This window comes from Terriglobus sp. YAF25 (genome assembly GCF_052113305.1).
Taxonomy (GTDB): Bacteria; Acidobacteriota; Terriglobia; order Terriglobales; family Acidobacteriaceae; genus Terriglobus.
The window spans coordinates 1-1,713 of the sequence record NZ_JBFRCY010000860.1 but is presented as its reverse complement, the minus strand read 5'-3'; the positions used below and the strand labels follow the sequence as shown (position 1 = coordinate 1,713).

2 protein-coding genes are annotated in these 1,713 nt (G+C 58.2%); both read right to left on the bottom strand.

The genetic code is table 11. From position 1 onward, the window contains the following. Positions 1 to 726 (bottom strand): hypothetical protein (locus AB4043_RS24570; protein ID WP_442308400.1); only part of this gene is annotated, 726 nt, incomplete at its 3' end. 328 nt (positions 727 to 1,054) lie between these two features. Beyond that, positions 1,055 to 1,713 (bottom strand): family 1 encapsulin nanocompartment shell protein (locus tag AB4043_RS24565; protein WP_442308399.1); only part of this gene is annotated, 659 nt, incomplete at its 5' end.

Here is a 1,713-nt window from a genome sequence, read left to right as displayed (position 1 = left end):
CTGCGAGGCAAGCACGTCGAAGCCAAGTACATAGCTGTGGTCGCCCTCGTTATAGCCAGGGATACCGCGGTTCTTCGGAAACTTCTTCTTCGTATCGAAGATGCCCCGGACGTTCAGCAAACGCGGCCGCGTCATGATGTGGTCGATATCCAGGCCCCAGCGCTCGACGTAGTCGTTCACGGTGCGGTCGTAGAGGTTGAGAAGCATCGGATCTTCGATGTAAGCCGGATCGCCGGTCCAGACATACATGCGGTAGCAGCAGTCGACGAGATCGAAGTTCGAGGGCAGGTTGTACCAGAACTCCGCGTCGTCCTTGTAGTCCACGGGAGCCGGCCGGTTGAAGCGATCAATCTCCCAGTAGCTGCACCAGTCTTTGGAGTCGGAGAGGTGCTCGGCGAATCTGCGCAGCATGTTGAGATTGCATCGCGCCAGCCCGAGCATGTGTGCTCCAAGCGTCTGGTGGCAGGTATCGCGAATACAGAAAGCCTCGCGCCCGGGCTCAACGGCCTCATACCAGGGGCCGACAGGATCATTCTGGTCAAAGGTGTAGGCCATGGCCTGCGTCCTGGCCCACTCAAAGACTTCGACGAGCTTTGCGTTGGAGGAGGTGATCTCAAGTTTCGACTGTAGTTGCCCAGCGCCGGCTTTTACTTTGCTCGCTCCCGTCACTAACTGGGCGAGGGCGGAGTGCGAGGCGGGACCAAGCAGGCCTATCGCGGTAAGCATTCGACCCAGCTCGCGGCGCGTGAGGCGTTTGTGATCGGAAATCGGTTCTTTTGGCATGGATGACACTGGAAATCTCGCAGTTTGGAGAGCGCGATCATCATACATGTATCCGTATACATTCAGCATGCAGGCACGCGGGAAATGCCCCGCATGGGTATATTTTTTGCGGAGCATTCAAAGGCGGTGTGTCAGGAAATTTTGTATAAAGGCAGTGCTAGAGCATTTTCCCTGTTGCTGGGTATCCCGGCAAGGGAGTGCAGCGGCGTTTTCACTGAGGAAAACGCCCATAGATGCAAACGCCCTGTACTGCACCTACAGGAGAAATTCTCTATCGAGACGGCGACAGCGCCACCGCCGCTTCCGTGGTGAGCACGCGGAAGACGAAGGTCTCCTGAAGGTACAGCTTGACCGTGGACTCGGTGTGGCTGAGATAGCCGATCGAGACATCCTGTCCGATGGTGAGTTCGAAGTCGCCGCCGCGTGTCGTCATAACAAAGGCGCCTTCGATCGCCGGAGCCCAGATCAGGTTGCCGTCCACGATGCGCTTCACATGTTCGAGGACGGGATATCCGTGATCGCGAGTCTCGGCTAGCGCGGTGTATTCGTTTGCTCCCAGCAGGACGGAGTAGGGTCCGTTGACACCGACCAGCCGCAACTGGCTTAGCGCGCGCGCCACTGCATCCGGATAATCCCGAACATCGGCGGGCAGTATATCGATGGGATTGCTGGTAGCTTCGCGAACGCCCTGAATGCCCGCATCTTGATAGCCGTTGAAGATSGCGCGATCYTCGGCGAAYGCSAGCTTCTTCGCGGCGTCCTTCGCGGGCTGCCAGTCGGAGTTGTTGGAGCCGCGCTCCACATCGTCGATGTCCTGACGCGATAGTTCAAAGGGGACCCGCAGCTCGACCAGCGGCTTCACTTCGCGCTGGTTTGCGAAGATACCTTCCGCGGGAGCAGAGATCTGCTTCAGGTGTCCTGTTCCTACAC